Raw genomic sequence first — 17,686 nt, forward strand, 5'->3', positions numbered from 1 at the left:
GCGGTGGAAATCCTTGTAGGAGCGGGTTTACCCGCGAAGAGGCCCGTGCAGGCAGCAGATGAATATCAGGCTACCGCCAACTCCACCGCCTCACCATTCAAGCGCACCGGCCACACCCGCAACCGCTGCCCGCCATCCTCCAGGCACGCCCCGCTCTGCAGGCTGAAATGCTGCTTGTACAACGGCGCCGCCACCACCAGCTCACCCTGCACACTGCCCACCAGCCCGCGGCCGATGATATTGGCGCCGGAGCGTGGGTCGCGGTTGTCCACCGCGTACAGCGGCTGGGCCTGCCCTGGCAGGTAGAACAGCGCCACCTGGGCCCCGTCGAGCCACACCACCACGCCGGAATCGGCCACCAGGTCTTGCGCCTGGCACACCGCCTGCCAGTTCTCTCGGGTTTTCACAGCAGCATTGGACAGGTTCATCAGACAGCCTCCTCGACAGTAGGGATCAGGTGCAGTGGTGCAACAGGCCGGCGTTGCTCACGTTCGCGCACAAAGTGCACGTCCGGGTCGGCACGGCGGTCGTTGACGAAGGTGCGGAAGCGCTTGAGCTTCTCGGGGTCGTTGAGGGCGTTAGCCCATTCGCATTCATACTGGTCGACCACATGCTGCATCTGCGCTTCCAGCTCGCTGGCCAGGCCCAGGCTGTCGTCGATCACCACCTGCTTCAGGTAGTCCAGCCCGCCCTCCAGGTTCTCGCGCCATACCGAGGTGCGCTGCAGCTTGTCGGCAGTACGGATGTAGAACATCAGCACACGGTCGATCAGGCGCACCAGGGTTTCGTCGTCGAGGTCGGTGGCGAACAGCTCGGCATGCCGTGGGCGCATGCCGCCGTTACCGCAGACGTACAGGTTCCAGCCCTTGTCGGTGGCGATCACACCGATGTCCTTGCTTTGCGCCTCGGCACATTCGCGGGTGCAGCCGGATACCGCGAACTTGAGCTTGTGCGGGCTGCGCAGCCCCTTGTAGCGGTCTTCCAGGCGCAAGGCCATGGCGACGCTGTCCTGCACGCCGTAGCGGCACCAGGTGCTGCCAACGCACGACTTCACCGTGCGGGTCGATTTGCCATAAGCGTGGCCAGTCTCGAAGCCTGCTTCGATCAGCTCGCCCCAGATCAACGGCAGTTCGTGCAGTTGGGCGCCGAACAGGTCGATGCGCTGGCCGCCGGTGATCTTGGTGTAGAGGTCGTACTTTTTCGCCACCTGGCCGATGACGATGAGCTTGTCGGGGGTGATTTCACCGCCGGGGATGCGCGGCACTACCGAGTAGGTGCCGTTCTTCTGCATATTGGCCATGAAGGTGTCGTTGGTGTCCTGCAGCGGCACCAGCGCCGGGTCCATGATCGGCTGGTTCCAGCACGAGGCGAGAATGTTGCCCACTGCCGGCTTGCAGATGTCACAGCCGGTGTGGCCTTTGCCATGGCGTTCGAGCAGCTCGCTGAAAGTACGGATGCCCTCTACCCGCACCAGGCCGTACAGCTCTTGCCGGGTGTAGGCGAAGTGCTCGCACAGGCTCTTGTCCACCGCCACGCCACGGGCAGTCAGTTCGTGCTCGAATACCTGCTTGAGCAAGGCAGCACAACCGCCGCAACCGCTGGCGGCCTTGGTGCAGCCCTTGACGGCGGCGAGGTCGCTGCAACCGCTGTCGATGGCAGCGCAGACCGCACCCTTGCTGACGTTGTGGCAAGAGCAGATGGTCGCGCTGTCTGGCAGTGCATCAGCGCCCAGGGCCGGCGCGCCACCGCCCTGCGGCAAGATCAGCGCCGCCGGGTCGGCCGGCAGGGCGATGCCGTTCTGGGCGTACTGCAGCAGGGTGTCGTAGTAGCTGTTGTCGCCGACCAGCACCGCGCCGAGCACGTGCTTGCCGCTGGCATCCACCACCAGCCGGCGGTAGGCGCTGTTGGCTTCGTCGATGAAGCGGTAGCTGCGTGCACCCGGGGTGGCGCCGTGGGCATCGCCGATCGAGCCGACATCCACGCCCAGCAGCTTGAGCTTGGTCGACATGTCGGCACCAGTGAAGGCCACCGCTGCCTCGCCCATCAGCAACGCCGCCAGGTTGCGCGCCATGCTGTAGCCTGGGGCGACCAGGCCGAACACGCTGCCGTTCCACGACGCGCATTCGCCGATGGCGAAGATGCGTGGGTCGCTGCTGCGGCAGTGGTTGTCGATCACCACGCCGCCACGCGCGGCGATGTCCAGGCCGCTGGCGCGGCCCAGCGCATCCTGCGGGCGAATACCTGCGGAGAACACGATCAGGTCGGTTTCCAGGTGCTCGCCGCCATCGAAGTTCATGCGGTAGCGGTAGACTTCACCGGCGCTGATCGACTGGGTGGCGCGCGACAGGTGCACGCCGACGCCCAGGGCTTCGATCTGCGCCTTGAGCGCGGCACCGCCCTCGCCGTCCAGCTGCACCGGCATCAGCCGTGGGGCGAATTCCACCACGTGGGCTTCCAGGCCCAGCGACTTGAGGGCGTTGGCCGCTTCCAGGCCGAGCAGGCCACCGCCGACAACAACACCACGGCGCGCATTGGCTGCGGCAGCACGAATGCCATCGAGATCGTCGAGGGTGCGGTAGACCAGGCGGGCATTGCCGCTGGAGCCTTCAATCGGCGGCACGAAGGGGTACGAGCCGGTGGCCAGCACGAGTTGGTCGTAGCCGTAGCGGCCCTCGGCGGTGACCACTTCACAGCGCTCGCGATCGATCTCCAGCACCGCTTCGCCGAGGTGCAGGTGCACGTCGTTGGTGTTGTAGAAATCGTGCTCGCACAGGGCCAGGGTTTCGGCACAGCTGCCGCCGAAGTATTCGGACAGGTGCACGCGGTCGTAGGCACGTTGGCGCTCTTCGCCGAACACCCGCACTTCGAAGCGCTGCAAGGCGCCGCGGCTGACCAGTTGTTCGACACAATGGTGGCCGACCATGCCGTTGCCGACGATGACCAGTCGCTCTCGTTGCCCGCTGCTCGCTGTTGCCTTCATAAGCCGATCCTCGATCAAAAAAAAAGCGCCTGGAGCCGAAGCTCCAGGCGCCTTTGCCTGTATTCATCACGGTAGGGGGCCCGGGTTGATCGCCGTTGATCAGTGGGCTTTGTTGTAACAGGGGTAAAGCAGGGAGTGTGCCAACTGGATTGCCTGTGCTGGCCTCTTCGCGGGTAAACCCGCTCCTACACGGCCTGTAGGGGTATGAAGACCTGTGTAGGAGCGGGTTCACCCGCGAAGGGGCCGGCACAGCCATGCACATTCACGGTGCATTCATCCCCATCCTGGAGCACATCAATACACATCCCGCCGATAGCGCTTGGCCTTGCCCAACCCTTCGACATAAGCCGCAGCGGCCGCCGCATCCATCCCGCCATGCTCGGCCACGATCGCCCGCAACGCCGCATCCACATCCTTGGCCATGCGCTGAGCATCGCCACAGACATAGAAGTAAGCGCCCGCCTCCAGCCACTGCCACAGCTGTGCGCCCTGTTCGAGCATGCGCTGCTGGACATAAATCTTCTGCGCCTGGTCGCGCGAAAACGCCGTGTCCAGCCGCAAGTGCCCGGCTTGCTGCCAGGCTTGCAGCTGCTCCTGGTAATAGAAATCGGTGGCCGCGTACTGCTCACCAAAGAACAGCCAGTTACCCCCTTTCGCCCCTCGTACTTCACGTTCTTCGAGGAAGGCACGGAACGGTGCAATGCCGGTGCCGGGCCCGACCATGATTACCGGCACGCTGTCGTCCTCGGGCAGGCGGAAGTGCTTCGACACCTGCGGGAAGATTGCCACCTTCAACGCCTGCGCACGGTCGGCAAGGAAGCTTGAGCACACACCTTTTCGTTCGCCATAGCGCACCGTCGAGACGGTCAGGTGCACCTGCTGCGGGTGTGCCAGCGGGCTGGAGCTGATCGAGTAGAGCCGGGGCTGCAACGGTTTGAGCAACTCAAGCCAGCTGGCCAGCGGCAGCTGCTGGGGGAAGGCGCGCAACACGTCGACCAGCTGCCGGCCCCACAGCCAGTCCTGCAGTTCGGCCTTGCACTCGGGCTGCAGCAGGCGCTGCAGGTCTGGGGCATTGCTGGCGAAGGCCTGAAGTTGCTGCGGGGTGACCTTAGCGATCTCCAGGTGCGTTTGCAGGGCATCGGCCAGTGGCATGGCGGGCTGGCCCTTCAGCTCGACCATGGCCTGGCCATCGAGCTGCATCAGCGCCAGCAATTCGTCGACCAAGGCCGGGCAATTGCTTGGCCACACCCCGAGCGCATCACCGGCCGCGTAGCTGAAACCGCTGCCGCTCAGGTCGAAGACCAGCTGGCGGGTTTCCTTGCTGGCACCGGGGCCGTTGAGCAGGCGATTTTCCAGCAGGGTGGCGGCCCAGGGCTGCTGCTTGCTGTAGGCCGCCATGGGCTTTGGCTCGCTGACCGGTTGCGCTGCCGCAGCACTGCCCAGCGTGGGCAGCAGCGCGTCGAGCCAGCCAGCAAAGGCTTGGTCATAGTCTGGCTCGCAGTCCACCCGCTGCAGCAGGCGCCGGCCACCCAGTTCGGCCAGGCGCTGGTCGAGCTTGCGGCCAAAACCGCAGAACTGGTCGTAACTGGAGTCACCCAGGGCCAGCACGGCATAGGGCAGCTCGGCGCAGTGGGCGCCCTGCTCGCCTTGCAAGGCCTGCCAGAACGTCGCCGCGCTGTCGGGCGCATCGCCATCGCCGAAGGTGCTGGCGATCAACACCACGCTGGCAGCGCCCTGAAGTTGCTGCGGGCTGACCGCTTCCATGCAGTTGAGCTGAACCTCCAGGCCTGCACTGCGCAGGCGCTGGGCACAGCGCTCGGCCAACTGCTCGCCATTACCCGTCTGCGAGGCCCACAGCACCTGGTGCCGTGGCGCGGCCTGCGCCATAACGGGCTGCACTGCCGGCTGGGCGAACAGCCCGGCCAGCAGGCCATCGACAAACAGCCGGCGGTTGGCGGCCAGCGGCGCACTGGCCGGCAGGCTGGGCACGCCCTCGGCGCGGGCCTGGTCCAGGCCCAGCAGAAAGCCTTGCAGGTAGTGGCGTTCTTCTTCGACCAGCACCGGGGCTGGCAGGGAGTCCAGGCCAAGCAGACGGGACAGGGTTGCAGTCGGCATGCGGGCAGGCTCCGAAGTGGCAGTGTTCAGGTCAAGGGCGTCGATGCGCTCGCCGGCGACCCGCTGCAGGGCCACGGCGCAGTGCTTGAAGGCGGGTTGCAGCGACAGCGGGTCGACCGCGTCGCAGGTCACGGCATTGATTGCCAGTTGCTCGCCGACCAGGTCGTTCCAGTGGAACGGTGCGAAGCAGTTGCCGGGCATGACCCGCTCGCTGATGCGCGCGGGCAGCACGGTTTGGCCACGGCGTGAGCAAATGGCCACCTGATCCTTTTCAGCAATGCCTAGCCGGGCGGCATCTTCGGGGTGGATTTCGACGAAGGGGCCTGGCTCCAGCTTGTTCAGCGCCGGCACCTTGCCGGTCTTGGTCAGCGTGTGCCACTGGTGCTGCACGCGGCCTGTATTCAGCACCATCGGGTAGTCGTCATCCGGCAGCTCGGGTGCCGGCAACCACGGCCGGGCGAAGAAGCGGGCCTTGCCACTGGTGGTCGGAAAGGCCAGTGCCGGGTGCTCGCCCTGGGCATCCTGCAGCAGCGTCTGGCTGCTGCCGTCATTGAGGTAGCGCAGTGGGCTGCGGTCGTCTTCACGACCCGGCGCGCTGGGCCACTGGTGGGGTTGCTGACGCAGCTCGGCATAGCCGATGCCGCGCAGGTCGTAGCCGGTTGCCGGGTTGTGGAAGCGGCGGATTTCTTCATACACCGCTTCGGCATCGGGGTAGTCGAAGGCCTCGGCGTAGCCCATGGCGCAGGCGACCCGGGCAATGATCTGCCAGTCCGGCAGGCTCTGCCCGGGCGGCTCGACGGCGCGCGGCATCAGGGTAAGGTTGCGCTCACTGTTGATCATCACGCCTTCACCTTCGGCCCACAGCGCGGCCGGCAAAAGGATGTCGGCGTAGCGGTTGGTTTCAGTGTCGAGGAAGGCATCCTGGGTAATCACCAGTTCAGCCTGGCGCAGGCCGTCGATCACCTGCTGGCGGTTGGCGACGCTGGCCACCGGGTTGCTGCAGATGACCCAGCAAGCCTTTACCTCGCCGCTTTTCATCTGCTCGAACAGCGCCACCGTGCCCTCGCCGCCTTCGCAGCGCAGGCTGCCTGGGGGCAATTGCCACTGCTGCTCGACGAAGGCGCGGTCTTGCGCCACCAGTGCCGAGCGCTGACCGGGCAGGCCGGGGCCCATGTAGCCCATCTCGCGGCCGCCCATGGCGTTGGGCTGGCCGGTCAGCGAGAACGGCCCACTGCCGGGGCGGCAGATGGCACCGGTGGCCAGGTGCAGGTTGCAGATGGCGTTAGTGTGCCAGGTGCCATGGATGCTCTGGTTCAGGCCCATGGTCCAGCAGCTCATCCAGCTGTTGGCAGTACCAATCCATTCGGCGGCCTTGATGATGTCGGCTTCGGCCAGCCCGGTGATGGCGGCCACGCGCTCAGGCGTGTAGTCGTCGAGGAAGGCCGGTAATTCGTCCCAGCCTTCGGTGTGGCGGGCGATGAAGTCGGGGTTGGTATGGCCGTTGCGCTGCAACAGGTGCAACAGGCCATTGAGCAAGGCCATGTCACTGCCGGGGCGCACCTGCAGGAACAGGTCGGCCTTGTCGGCGGTGGTGCTGCGCCGCGGGTCGACGACGATCAGCCTGGCCCCGGCCTTGACCCGGTCGAGCAGGCGCAGGAACAGGATCGGGTGGCAGTCGGCCATGTTGGCGCCGATTACCAGGAATACCTCGGCGTGCTCGAAGTCCTGGTAGCTACCGGGTGGGCCGTCTGCGCCGAGCGAGAGCTTGTAGCCGCTGCCGGCGCTGGCCATGCACAGCCGCGAGTTGGATTCGATGTGGCGGGTGCGGATGAAACCCTTGGCCAGCTTGTTGGCCAGGTACTGCGCCTCCAGCGACATCTGCCCGGAAACGTACAGCGCCACGGCGTCGGGACCGTGCTGGTCGATGATGCCGCGCAGGCGCGCGGCGGCGTCGGCAATGGCCTGGTCCATGCTGGCGCGCACCGGCTGCTGGCTGCGCTGCTGGCGCACATAGGCATCTTCCATGCGCCCGGCGGCCGTCAGTGGCACATGTGCGGTGAGGCCTTTGGTGCACAGGCGGCCAAAGTTGCTGGGGTGCTGCTTGTCGCCGCTGATCTTGCCGACCTTGCCATCGGCAACGCTCATGACGATGCCGCAACCGACGCCGCAGTAGGGGCAGACGCTGCGTACTTCGCTGTTGGCCATGGGCGGGCTCCTGTAGGAACGCAAAAAGGCGCCGGCTGCCCCGGCTTGCTGAGCAAGCGGGGCAACACGGCGCCTTTGTCGTGAGGTTTTGTGGGCTGTCGACGTTGATGGCCCGGGATGGAGGTAGATCAGCAATTAATGGGCCAGCTGGACCGGCCCTTTCGCGGGTAAACCCGCTCCTACAGCGATATCACAGGGCCTGAGGGCGATGCTGTCCTTTAGGAGCGGGTTCACCCGCGAAGAGGCCGACACAGGGAACGCACCATGCAGTGGCAACCCAACGCCCGCTGGCGCTATGCTGGGGCACATTCCAGCATGAGCAACTGCCCTCCCCCCATGTCCCAGGTGACCCTCAAGACCCCCGCCCAACTCGACTTGATGCGCCGCGCCGGCCAGCTACTGGCCCAGGTGTTCGCCGACCTCGACAGCTTCATCCGCCCCGGCGTGACCACCATGCAGATCAACGACCGCGCCGAGGCGTTCATCGTCGATACGCTCAAGGCGCGGCCAGCGAGCAAGGGCCAGTACGGCTTCCCGTACTCGCTCAATACTTCGGTGGACCATGTGGTGTGCCACGGCATGCCCAAGGTCGATGAAGTGCTGAAGGAAGGTTCGATCATCAACGTCGACATCACCCTGGAACAGGGCGGCTACATTGCCGACTCGTCGAAGATGTACAGCATCGGGCAGATCAGCGATGAGGCCCGGCGCTTGGTCGACACCACCTATGAGGCGCTGTGGAAAGGCATCGAACAGGTGCGCCCGGGGGCGACGCTGGGTGATATCGGCCATGCCGTGCAGGCCCATGCCGAGGCGGCGGGCTACAGCGTGGTGCGCGAGTATTGCGGGCATGGCATTGGCCAGCAGATGCATGAGGGGCCGGAGGTGCTGCACTTTGGCGCGCGCGGCATGGGCATGAAGCTGAAGCCGGGCATGGTGTTTACCATCGAGCCGATGATCAACCAGGGTGGGCGTGGCACACGCGAGTTGAAGGATGGCTGGACGGTGATTACCCGGGACCACAGCTTGTCGGCGCAGTGGGAGCATACCGTGGCGGTGACTGAGGATGGGTTTGAGGTGCTGACGTTGCGGGAAGAGGAGCGTCGTAGCTGAGATTGCTGGGGCTGCCTTGCCGGCGATGAGGCCAATACAGGCAGCACAGGACAGTTGCTCCCACTGGGTAGGTGGCGCCAGTGTGTTATTTGGCAGACAGCACAAACAAAAAAAGCGACCCTAAGGTCGCTTTTTTTGTTACTTCCGGGTGTTCAGTGGGCCCTGGAAGTGGAATATGGCGCAGCGGACGGGACTCGAACCCGCGACCCCCGGCGTGACAGGCCGGTATTCTAACCGACTGAACTACCGCTGCGCTATACATCGAGTGGTGGGTGATGACGGGATCGAACCGCCGACCCTCTGCTTGTAAGGCAGATGCTCTCCCGGCTGAGCTAATCACCCATGTCTCTCGGTGTGGCGCGCATTCTACGGGCGACTTGGCGCTCTGGCAAGCACTTATCGAAGATTTTGCAAAAAAAATAAACTACCAAGAATCAGGCACAAAAAAAGCGACCCTAAGGTCGCTTTCTTTGTTACTTCCGGGTGTTCAGTGGGCCCTGGAAGTGGAATATGGCGCAGCGGACGGGACTCGAACCCGCGACCCCCGGCGTGACAGGCCGGTATTCTAACCGACTGAACTACCGCTGCGCTATACATCGAGTGGTGGGTGATGACGGGATCGAACCGCCGACCCTCTGCTTGTAAGGCAGATGCTCTCCCGGCTGAGCTAATCACCCTTCGTCTCGGTGTGGGGCGCATTCTACGGACGGCCCTACACCCTGGCAAGCACTTTTTAAATTTTTTTCAAAAAAAACCCCAAGCCTTTCAAAGACCTAGCGTTGCCGGGCGCTTTATTCAGCTTTCGACCGCTACTGGCCCTCTGACAGGGTTGGCCTGAGAGCACTGCTCGGAGAATAATGCCCGCCTTATGCATTAAGGAGAGATTGCCCCTCATGTGGTTCAAGAACCTGCTGACCTACCGCCTGACCCAGGATGTACCGTTCGAGCCTGAAGCGCTGGAAGCCGCCCTGGCCAGCAAGCCGGCCCGCCCTTGCGCCAGCCAGGAGCTGACCACCTATGGTTTCGTCGCGCCGTTCGGCAAAGGCGAAGACGCTCCCCTGGTGCATGTCAGTGGCGAGTACCTGCTGATTGCCGCACGTAAAGAAGAACGCATCCTGCCGAGCAGCGTGGTCAACGACGCGGTCAAGGAAAAGGTCGAAGAGATCGAGACCGAGCAGATGCGCAAGGTCTACAAAAAGGAACGCGACCAGATCAAGGACGAGATCATCCAGGCCTTCCTGCCGCGAGCGTTCATCCGCCGCTCGATGATCTTCGCCGCCATCGCCCCGCGCCAGGGTGTGATCCTGGTCAACTCGGCCAGCGCCAAGCGTGCCGAAGACCTGCTGTCGACCCTGCGTGAAGTGATGGGCTCGCTGCCGGTACGTCCGGCCACGGTGAAAATTGCCCCGGTTGCCACCATGACCGACTGGGTCAAGTCGCAGCAGGCCGCCGAAGGCTTCTATGTGCTGGACGAGTGCGAACTGCGCGACACCGCCGAAGACGGTGGCATCGTGCGTTGCAAGCGCCAGGACCTGACCAGCGAGGAAATCCAGCTGCACCTGAGCACTGGCAAGGTGGTCACCCAGCTGGCCCTGGCCTGGCAGGACAAGCTGTCGTTCATTCTGGACGACAAGATGGTGATCAAGCGCCTGAAGTTCGAAGAGCTGCTGCAGGAGCAGGCCGAGCAGGACGGTGGCGATGAAGCTGCGCAGCAGTTCGATGCCAGCTTCCAGTTGATGATGATGACCTTTGCCGAATTCCTGCCGGTGCTGTTCGAGGCGCTGGGTGGTGAGGAGATTCCGCAAGGGGTCTGAGTGGTATGAAATGCCGGTGCAGGCTTGAAAGTGATTTTTTGCCTGTACCGGCCCTTTCGCGGGTGAACCCGCTCCTACAGGTACCGCGCCACATTTGAGGCCTGCGCAGTTCCTGTAGGAGCGGGTTCACCCGCGAAAGGGCCAGTGAATCCAGTAAAGATATAAATAGAAAAGGAATTGCCCCCCATGCGTGCCCTCGCCGCCCTCAGCCGCTTCGTCGGCAACACCTTCGCCCTGTGGGTGCTGGTGTTCGCCGTGCTGGCCTTCCTGCAACCCCAATGGTTCATCGCCCTGAAGGTAGCCATCGTGCCGCTGCTGGGCCTGGTGATGTTCGGCATGGGCCTTACCCTCAAGCTCGACGACTTCGCCGCCCTCGCCCGCCAGCCTTGGCGGGTGATGCTGGGGGTGGTCGCGCACTTCGTGATCATGCCGGGCATGGCCTGGCTGCTGTGCCAGCTGTTCCACCTGCCGCCGGAAATTGCCGTGGGGGTGATCCTGGTTGGCTGCTGCCCGAGCGGCACGGCGTCGAACGTGATGGTGTGGCTGTCCCGTGGCGATCTGGCGCTGGCGGTAGCGATTGCTGCGGTAACCACCCTGCTGGCCCCGCTACTGACCCCGGCGCTGATCTGGTTCCTGGCCTCGGCCTGGTTGCCGGTGTCCTTCATGGACATGTTCTGGTCGATCCTGCAGTTGGTGATGCTGCCGATCGTGCTCGGCGTAGTGGCCCAGCGCCTGCTCGGTGCCCGGGTGCAAGCGGCGGTGCAGGTGCTGCCGCTGGTGTCGGTGGTGAGCATCGTGATGATCGTGTGCGCGGTGGTGGCGGCCAGCCAGGCGAAGATCGCCGAGTCGGGGCTGCTGATCATGGCGGTGGTGATGCTGCACAACACCTTTGGCTATTTGCTGGGGTACCTGACCGGCAAGCTGTGCAAGCTGCCGCTGGCCCAGCGCAAGTCGCTGGCGCTGGAGGTGGGCATGCAGAACTCCGGGCTGGGGGCGGCGCTGGCGGCGGCGCATTTTTCGCCGCTGGCGGCGGTGCCGAGTGCGTTGTTCAGCGTTTGGCACAATATTTCCGGGGCGCTGCTGTCGACCTGGTTCCGGCGGATGGGTGAGCCTGGGGTTGAGGCTGAAGGGGTGGAGCCGGCCAGGCATTGATGGTGCCTGTGCGGGCCTCTTCGCGGGTAAACCCGCTCCCACAGGGTCACCACAATGTCCGAATCTGTGGTGGTCCTGTGGGAGCGGGTTTACCCGCGATAGGGCCGGTACAGGCTTGCCCTGAACCTTTCAGGTGTGCACCATATCGCCCACTGTGAGGACGGCCTCACGACGCACCGCGTGACCACTCCGGGGACGGCCCCATCATTTGCAACGATGGAGACGCACCATGTCCTGGATCATCCTGTTCTTCGCCGGCCTGTTCGAGGTCGGCTGGGCCGTTGGCCTGAAATACACCGACGGCTTCAGCAAGCCACTGCCCACTGTACTGACCGTTGCCGCCATGGCCATCAGCCTGGGCTTGCTGGGCCTGGCCATGAAGGAACTGCCGCTGGGCACCGCCTATGCCATCTGGACCGGCGTTGGCGCCGTGGGCACAGTGATCGCCGGCATCATCCTGTTCGGCGAGTCGATGGCGCTGGTACGCCTGGCCAGCGTGGCGCTGATCATCATCGGCCTGGTCGGCCTGAAGGTCAGCGCCAGCTAACCCCCTCCCCTAACGCAGGTTGCCGCGCAGGCGGCTTACCTGCTCACGCAATGCATCTGGCTGCGCCGCCTCCACCGGGATGGCGGCGCCCGCCACGATGGTCACCCGCGACCACAAACGCTTGAAGAAGCCCTTGGCCGGGTCACGGCTGAAGAAGCTGCCCCACAGCCCCTGCAAGGCCAGCGGAATCACCGGCACTGGCGTTTCTTCGAGGATGCGGTTGACGCCACCCCTGAACACATCGATCTCGCCATCCCCGGTCAGCTTGCCTTCCGGGAAGATGCACACCAGCTCGCCATCGGCCAGGTATTCGGCAATGCGTGCAAAGGCCCGTTCGTAGGTAGCCAGGTCTTCGTTGCGCCCGGCAATCGGGATGGCGCCGGCAGTGCGGAACACGAAATTGAGCACCGGCAGGTTGTAGATCTTGTAGTACATGACAAAGCGGATCGGCCGGCGAATCGCCCCGCCCAGCAGCAGCGCATCGACGAACGATACGTGGTTGCACACCAGCAACGCCGCGCCTTCATCGGGGATACGCTCCAGGTCGCGGTGCTGCACGCGGTACATCGAATGGCTGAGCAGCCAGATCAGGAAGCGCATGGTGAACTCGGGCACGATCCTGAAGATATAGGCGTTGACCGCGATGTTGAGCAGCGACACCACCAGGAACAGCTGCGGAATGCTCAGCTCGGCCAGGCCCAGCAGGATGATGGTGAGCACCGCAGACACCACCATGAACAAGGCATTGAGGATGTTGTTGGCGGCAATCACCCGGGCGCGCTGGTCCTCGGCCGTACGCGCCTGGATCAGCGCATACAGCGGCACGATATAGAAGCCGCCGAACACGCCCAGGCCGACGATCGACAGCAGGATCCACCAGGCCTGGCTCATGCCCAACAGCGCCAGCCAATCGTGCGGCGCCGCCGCAGCCGGTACATCGCCGGAGTGCCACCACCACAGCAGGCCGAACAGGGTCAGGCCGAACGAGCCGAACGGCACCAGGCCGATTTCTACCTTGCGCCCGCTAAGGCGTTCGCACAGCAGCGAACCCAGCGCGATGCCCACCGAGAACAGCGTTAGCACCAGCGTTACCACCGTGCCGTCACCATGCAGCCAGTCCTTGGCGTAGGCCGGGATCTGGGTGAGGTAGATGGCGCCGATGAACCAGAACCACGAGTTGCCGACGATCGAGCGCGACACTGCCGGCGGCTGGCCCAGGCCCATGCGCAAAATCGCCCACGACTGCTTGAAGATGTTCCAGTCCAGCGGCATGTGCGGCGAGGCCGCAGCGGCCCGCGGGATCCAGCGGCTGGCCAGGTAGCCGAGCACCGCCGTGCCGACCACGCCACCGGCCACCACCGTGGCGTAGCTGTCGGCCGACATCATCACCCCGGCGCCGATGGTGCCGGCGAGGATGGCCAGGAAAGTGCCGGTTTCCACCAGCCCGTTGCCGCCGACCAGTTCTTCTTCACGCAGGGCCTGCGGCAGGATCGAGTACTTCACCGGGCCGAACAGCGCCGAGTGCGTTCCCATGCCGAACAGCGCCACCAGCATCAGCGCCAGGTGGTTGGTGATAAAGCCCAGTGCGCCGATCGCCATGATGGCGATTTCAGCCAGTTTGATCGCGCGGATCAGTGCGTCCTTGGCGAACTTTTCGCCAAACTGCCCGCCCAGCGCCGAGAACAGGAAAAACGGCAGGATGAACAGCAAGGCGCACAGGTTGACCCAGATCGACCGGTCACCGTCGCCCAGGCTGAGCTTGAACAGGATCGCCAGGATCAGCGACTGCTTGAACAGGTTGTCGTTGAAGGCACCCAACGACTGAGTGATGAAAAACGGCAGGAAGCGCCGCTTGCCGAGCAAGGTGAATTGCGAGGAGTGACTCATCGTCCTTGGTCCTGAAGGCTTTTCAATTGGAGGCGCGCCAGACGCGTCAGGCCACAAATCTGCATGGGAAATACGTTGGCTGGCAAGCGTCGGCTCAGCTATGGCCAAGTGACATTATTTTCAGTGGCTCCGCGAGGCCTTGCAGGCCTATGCCGGCAACCAGGCGCTGAGCTTCGCGTCCTATCAGACAATGCGCGCAGCACAGCAGGAAATGGGCGTGCTGGCCACGCGCCTTGATCACTTCCATCACCTTGCCGATACGCTGGCTTTCGCTGCGCAGGGCATTTATGGCCTCACCGGTAGCGCCCACCTGACTGGGCAGTCGGTCGATCTGCACCACGGCGCGGTTGACCACGTTGTCGCCTTCACGGGCTTCTTCGTCGGTAGCGCTGGCTGAGGAAATCAGCCGTAGTGTGTGACAGTGCGGGATATTTCCGAGCAGACGGCCGAGGCGAGTCAGCAGACATCGGCGTCCAGTGTGGAGCTGGCGCGGTTGGGTGGGCAGTTGCAGCAGATGATCAGCCGGTTCCGGCTGTGATTGCTGTGTAAGCCTGTACCGGCCTCTTCGCGGCTAAAGCCGCTCCTACAACGCAAGCGCACACCTGTTGTAGGAGCGGCTTTAGCCGCGAAGAGGCCGGTACAGGCGCTATATCACTCAAAACCGAACAACGCTCGCGCGGTATCCACCAACAGGGCCCGGCGCAATTCCGCCGAGCAGCCCAAGGCCTCGAACTGTTCGACAGCAGTGGCAAAACTGACCGCCGACTCATGCTGGGTATGCGGCCAGTCACTGCCCCACATCAACCGCTCCGCACCGTAATGCGCCTCCAGCGCACCCAGCGCCTGGCGGGCAAATGCCAGGTTTTCTTCGGGCGAGCCCTCCAGCCGATAGATCCCCGACACCTTCACCCACACCTTGCCCCGCCCGCCCAGGGTCAGCAGCTCGGCAAACCCCGGCTGGCCCAACCCGCGGCGTGCATCAGGCCGGCCAAAATGGTCGATCACGATGTCCAGGCCGTAGGGCTGCAGTGCCCGCACCAGCGTCGGTAGGTCGGCTACCTGCCGGTGCAGCTCCAGGTGCCAGCCCTGCTCGCCAATACGCTCCAGCAGCGGCCGCCATTCGGCGCCAGCCAGGTCGGGCAGATCCTGGCCCATGAGGTTCAGGCGTACACCCCTGACCCCCAGCCGGGCCATTTCATCCAGGGTTTCCCGCTCGACGTCGCGCTCCAGCATTACCACCCCGCGCAGCTGCCCAGGCACGGTTTGCAAGGCGCTAAGCAGGTAGCGGTTGTCGGTACCCAGAAAGCTGGGCTGCACCAGCACGCCATGGCTGAAACCATGGGCCACCAGCTGGCCCAGGTAGTCGCCCAGCGGCGCATCGTAGCTGGGCGCGTAACGCCGCTCGCTGGCCAGATTCAGCCCACGGCTGAACACATGGGCGTGGCTGTCGATGGCGGTCAGGTGTAAAGCAGGAACGTCGGGCATGGTTCTCATACAAACAAGGTCAGGTTACTTGGCGACAGCGCCGGCCATTTCCGCCGTGCCTGTCGATTCAAGGTTGCGGCCACGGGTTTCCGGCAGGCACAGGGCGGCGATCACCGCCACGCCATAGGCGATACCAGCGTCGATGCCGATGGCACTGCCCAGCGACATCGACTCACTCATGTGGCCGACCAGGAACGGGAATACCGCCGACAGCACGCGGCCGAAGTTGTAGCAAAAGCCCACCCCGGCACCGCGCACATCAGCCGGGTAGAGTTCGTTGAAGAACGCGCCCAGGCTGGCCGGGATGCCGGCGGCGAAGAAGCCCAGCGGGAAGCCGAGGAACAACATCTGCGTATTGCTCAGCGGGAAGAACACATAGGCCTGTACGGTCACTACGCAGCACAAGGCAAACAGCAGGATGTTCTTGCGCCGGCCGATGCGGTCGATCAGCAGGCCGCTGACCACACAGCCGCACCAGAACGCCAGGATGATCACCGCCAGGTAACCGCCGGAGTTCAGCACCGAGAGGTTGCGCTCGGTTTTAAGGAAGGTCGGCAGCCAGGTCATCACCGCGTGGTAGCCACCGTGAGCACCCAGGCCGAGCAAACCGCCAAGCAAGGTCACACGCAGCAGTTCCGGGCGGAAGATGCCGGCCATCGACTGCAGGAAGCTGGTAGGGATGGCCTTTTCTTTCTGCAGGCGCTGGAAACTGTCTGGCTCGGGCACATTTCGGCGTACCCAGATGATCAGCAGCGACGGCAGCAGGCCGACGAAGAACATCACCCGCCAGGCGAACTCCTGCGGCACCAGCGAGTAGATAAGCGTGAACAACGCAACCGCCAGGCCCCAGCCGACGGCCCAGGCGCTCTGCACCGTGCCCATGACCTTGCCGCGGTATTTCGGGTTGATGGTTTCGGCCATCAGCACCGCACCAGCAGCCCATTCGCCACCAATGCCGAAGCCTTGCATGGCCTTGACGAACAACAGCGGGTAGAAGCCGGTGACGAACGCCGAGAGGAAGGTAAAGCAGGAAAACCAGAGGATCATCCACTGCAGGGTACGCACGCGGCCATAGCGGTCGGACAGGGTGCCACCCAGCCAGCCGCCGATTGCCGAAGTCACCAGGGTCAGGCCACTGATCAGGCCGGCGTCACCCTTGGTCAGGGAGAACGCGGCGATCAGCGCGGGGATGGCCAGGCCGAACATCTGCACTTCCAGCGCATCGAGCGACCAGCCGCCGAAGCAGGCCCAGAACGTCTTGCGTTCCCGTGAGGTGATCTGGCGATACCAGCTGAACATGGTTGTTATCCTTGTAGTCGTGTGTGTTACGAACCGGCGTGCCGAAGCGCTTGGCGTGCTGGCGACCGGGCAGGCGAAGCCACTGCGCCGTGGCAGCACGGCGCAGACGGGTAAACGGGTGAAGCGGCCGGCTTAGCGGATGTCGATGCGGTAGCGGAAGTGCTGCGCATGGCCGCGCGAGCGGCGCCACTCCAACGGCTTGCCGGCGTAGTCACGGGCCAGGCGCTCGATCACCACCACCGGGCTGTCGGCCGGCAGTTGCAGCAGGCGGCCATGCACCGCGTCGACCGCTTCGGCGGTCAGGGTCTCTTCGGCGTAGGCGACCACCTGGCCGCACAGCTCTTCGTAGATCGGGTACAGCAACGGGCCCTTGCTGTTCAGCTCTACGTCCAGCAGCGGCTGGAAGGTCTGGCGCGGCAGCCAGATTTCTTCGGCCAGCACGGGCTGGGCGCCGAGCAGACGGGTACGGACGATGCGGATGACCTGGGCTTCCACTGCCAGGCCAAGGGCTTCGGCCACCGCCGATGGCGCGGCCAGCGGCTCGATGGAAAGGATGCGGCTTTCCGGCACCACACGCTCGCCATTGGCGGCCTCGAAGCGGAAGAAGCGGAACAGCGAAGACTGGAACTGCGGGCGGCGGATAAAGGTGCCGCGGCCCTGCTGGCGCTCCAGCACGCCTTCGGCCACCAGTACATCGACGGCCTTGCGCACGGTACCGACCGACATGTCGAACTCGGTCGCAAGGGCTGCTTCGGTCGGGATCGCCTCGCCCGGGCGCCAGCGGTTGTTGGCGATCTGCTCGACCATGTGATCGCGCAGTTGTTGGTAGCGGGGCAGTCGAGCATCACCGGTCAATGGGTGCATGGGTCTCGCTCTCGTCTTGTTATGTAAACATATATATGAATTTTTCCAGAGTATTCCCCGTGGCTGGCAGGCTGTCAATCCTCCGCCTGTCGCCGGGGGGTGCGATCTCCCCTGTGGGAGCGGGTTTACCCGCGAAGCAGACGCCGCGCTGCATGGCACGGGCTGCGCCCGTGTTCGCGGGTGAACCCGCTCCTACGGGGGATCGCGCGCGCATTCGAATATTGC

General features: G+C 64.3%; 12 protein-coding genes, 4 tRNA genes and 1 pseudogene. 5 read left to right on the forward strand and 12 right to left on the reverse strand.

The window, feature by feature from the left end; genetic code table 11:
* Nucleotides 1-65 precede the first annotated feature (65 nt).
* The 3 genes from nirD to ACIP1G_RS23770 form a co-directional block, all read right to left on the reverse strand.
* Entirely contained in the window at nucleotides 66-428 is a 363-nt protein-coding gene (nirD, locus tag ACIP1G_RS23760; RefSeq protein WP_400741251.1) for a nitrite reductase small subunit NirD, read from the reverse strand.
* Nucleotides 428-2,980: a nitrite reductase large subunit NirB gene (gene nirB / locus ACIP1G_RS23765; RefSeq protein ID WP_400741253.1), complete on the reverse strand. Its 2,553-nt coding sequence runs from the start codon at nucleotides 2,978-2,980 to the stop codon at nucleotides 428-430. The genes nirD and nirB overlap by 1 nt, the downstream gene beginning before the upstream one ends.
* Before the next feature lie 294 nt (nucleotides 2,981-3,274).
* The gene (locus tag ACIP1G_RS23770) at nucleotides 3,275-7,300 is read right to left on the reverse strand and encodes a molybdopterin-dependent oxidoreductase (protein WP_400741254.1); all 4,026 of its coding nucleotides are present in this window, start codon (nucleotides 7,298-7,300) and stop codon (nucleotides 3,275-3,277) included.
* Between the two features lie 264 nt (nucleotides 7,301-7,564).
* Between ACIP1G_RS23770 and map the strand changes: the two genes are divergently transcribed.
* Nucleotides 7,565-8,413 (forward strand): type I methionyl aminopeptidase, encoded by an 849-nt coding sequence (map, locus tag ACIP1G_RS23775; RefSeq protein WP_400741256.1) that lies wholly within the window; start codon nucleotides 7,565-7,567, stop codon nucleotides 8,411-8,413.
* Nucleotides 8,414-8,589: 176 nt separating this feature from the next.
* Here map and ACIP1G_RS23780 read toward each other — a convergent pair.
* The 4 genes from ACIP1G_RS23780 to ACIP1G_RS23795 all read right to left on the reverse strand — a co-directional run bounded on the left by ACIP1G_RS23780 (nucleotide 8,590) and on the right by ACIP1G_RS23795 (nucleotide 9,090).
* Nucleotides 8,590-8,666, reverse strand: a tRNA-Asp gene (locus ACIP1G_RS23780).
* Nucleotides 8,667-8,679: 13 nt separating this feature from the next.
* Nucleotides 8,680-8,755: transfer RNA gene (locus tag ACIP1G_RS23785), tRNA-Val, on the reverse strand.
* 169 nt (nucleotides 8,756-8,924) lie between these two features.
* Nucleotides 8,925-9,001: transfer RNA gene (locus ACIP1G_RS23790), tRNA-Asp, on the reverse strand.
* A gap of 13 nt (nucleotides 9,002-9,014) precedes the next feature.
* Nucleotides 9,015-9,090 (reverse strand) — tRNA-Val (locus ACIP1G_RS23795).
* Between the two features lie 216 nt (nucleotides 9,091-9,306).
* Here ACIP1G_RS23795 and rdgC point away from each other — a divergent pair.
* From rdgC to sugE, 3 genes are all read left to right on the forward strand, one after another.
* The gene (rdgC, locus tag ACIP1G_RS23800; protein WP_201206984.1) at nucleotides 9,307-10,227 is read left to right on the forward strand and encodes a recombination-associated protein RdgC; all 921 of its coding nucleotides are present in this window, start codon (nucleotides 9,307-9,309) and stop codon (nucleotides 10,225-10,227) included.
* A gap of 186 nt (nucleotides 10,228-10,413) precedes the next feature.
* The gene (locus ACIP1G_RS23805; protein ID WP_400741257.1) at nucleotides 10,414-11,379 is read left to right on the forward strand and encodes a bile acid:sodium symporter family protein; all 966 of its coding nucleotides are present in this window, start codon (nucleotides 10,414-10,416) and stop codon (nucleotides 11,377-11,379) included.
* A 229-nt stretch (nucleotides 11,380-11,608) separates the two neighbouring features.
* Nucleotides 11,609-11,926, forward strand: a complete 318-nt coding sequence (sugE, locus tag ACIP1G_RS23810) for a quaternary ammonium compound efflux SMR transporter SugE (protein ID WP_201206982.1) — start codon at nucleotides 11,609-11,611, stop codon at nucleotides 11,924-11,926.
* Between the two features lie 9 nt (nucleotides 11,927-11,935).
* Here sugE and ACIP1G_RS23815 read toward each other — a convergent pair whose 3' ends face one another.
* Nucleotides 11,936-13,813: an MFS transporter gene (locus ACIP1G_RS23815; RefSeq protein ID WP_400741258.1), complete on the reverse strand. Its 1,878-nt coding sequence runs from the start codon at nucleotides 13,811-13,813 to the stop codon at nucleotides 11,936-11,938.
* Between the two features lie 94 nt (nucleotides 13,814-13,907).
* Nucleotides 13,908-14,168, reverse strand: coding sequence for a hypothetical protein (locus ACIP1G_RS23820; RefSeq protein ID WP_400741260.1), 261 nt, complete (start codon nucleotides 14,166-14,168; stop codon nucleotides 13,908-13,910).
* Nucleotides 14,169-14,199: 31 nt separating this feature from the next.
* Here ACIP1G_RS23820 and ACIP1G_RS23825 point away from each other — a divergent pair.
* Nucleotides 14,200-14,351, forward strand: a pseudogene (locus tag ACIP1G_RS23825) (hypothetical protein); the annotation flags it as partial.
* A 113-nt stretch (nucleotides 14,352-14,464) separates the two neighbouring features.
* Here the strand turns inward: ACIP1G_RS23825 and ACIP1G_RS23830 are convergent.
* The 3 genes from ACIP1G_RS23830 to ACIP1G_RS23840 all read right to left on the reverse strand — a co-directional run bounded on the left by ACIP1G_RS23830 (nucleotide 14,465) and on the right by ACIP1G_RS23840 (nucleotide 17,461).
* Nucleotides 14,465-15,298, reverse strand: a complete 834-nt coding sequence (locus ACIP1G_RS23830) for an amidohydrolase family protein (RefSeq protein ID WP_400741261.1) — start codon at nucleotides 15,296-15,298, stop codon at nucleotides 14,465-14,467.
* 24 nt (nucleotides 15,299-15,322) lie between these two features.
* A complete protein-coding gene (locus tag ACIP1G_RS23835) occupies nucleotides 15,323-16,597 on the reverse strand; it encodes an MFS transporter (RefSeq protein WP_400741263.1) in 1,275 nt (424 codons plus the stop codon).
* Between the two features lie 132 nt (nucleotides 16,598-16,729).
* A complete protein-coding gene (locus ACIP1G_RS23840; protein WP_400741264.1) occupies nucleotides 16,730-17,461 on the reverse strand; it encodes a GntR family transcriptional regulator in 732 nt (243 codons plus the stop codon).
* Between the last annotated feature and the right edge of the window lie 225 nt (nucleotides 17,462-17,686).

Source organism: Pseudomonas sp. NPDC089392 (assembly GCF_044749595.1).
GTDB lineage: Bacteria > Pseudomonadota > Gammaproteobacteria > Pseudomonadales > Pseudomonadaceae > Aquipseudomonas.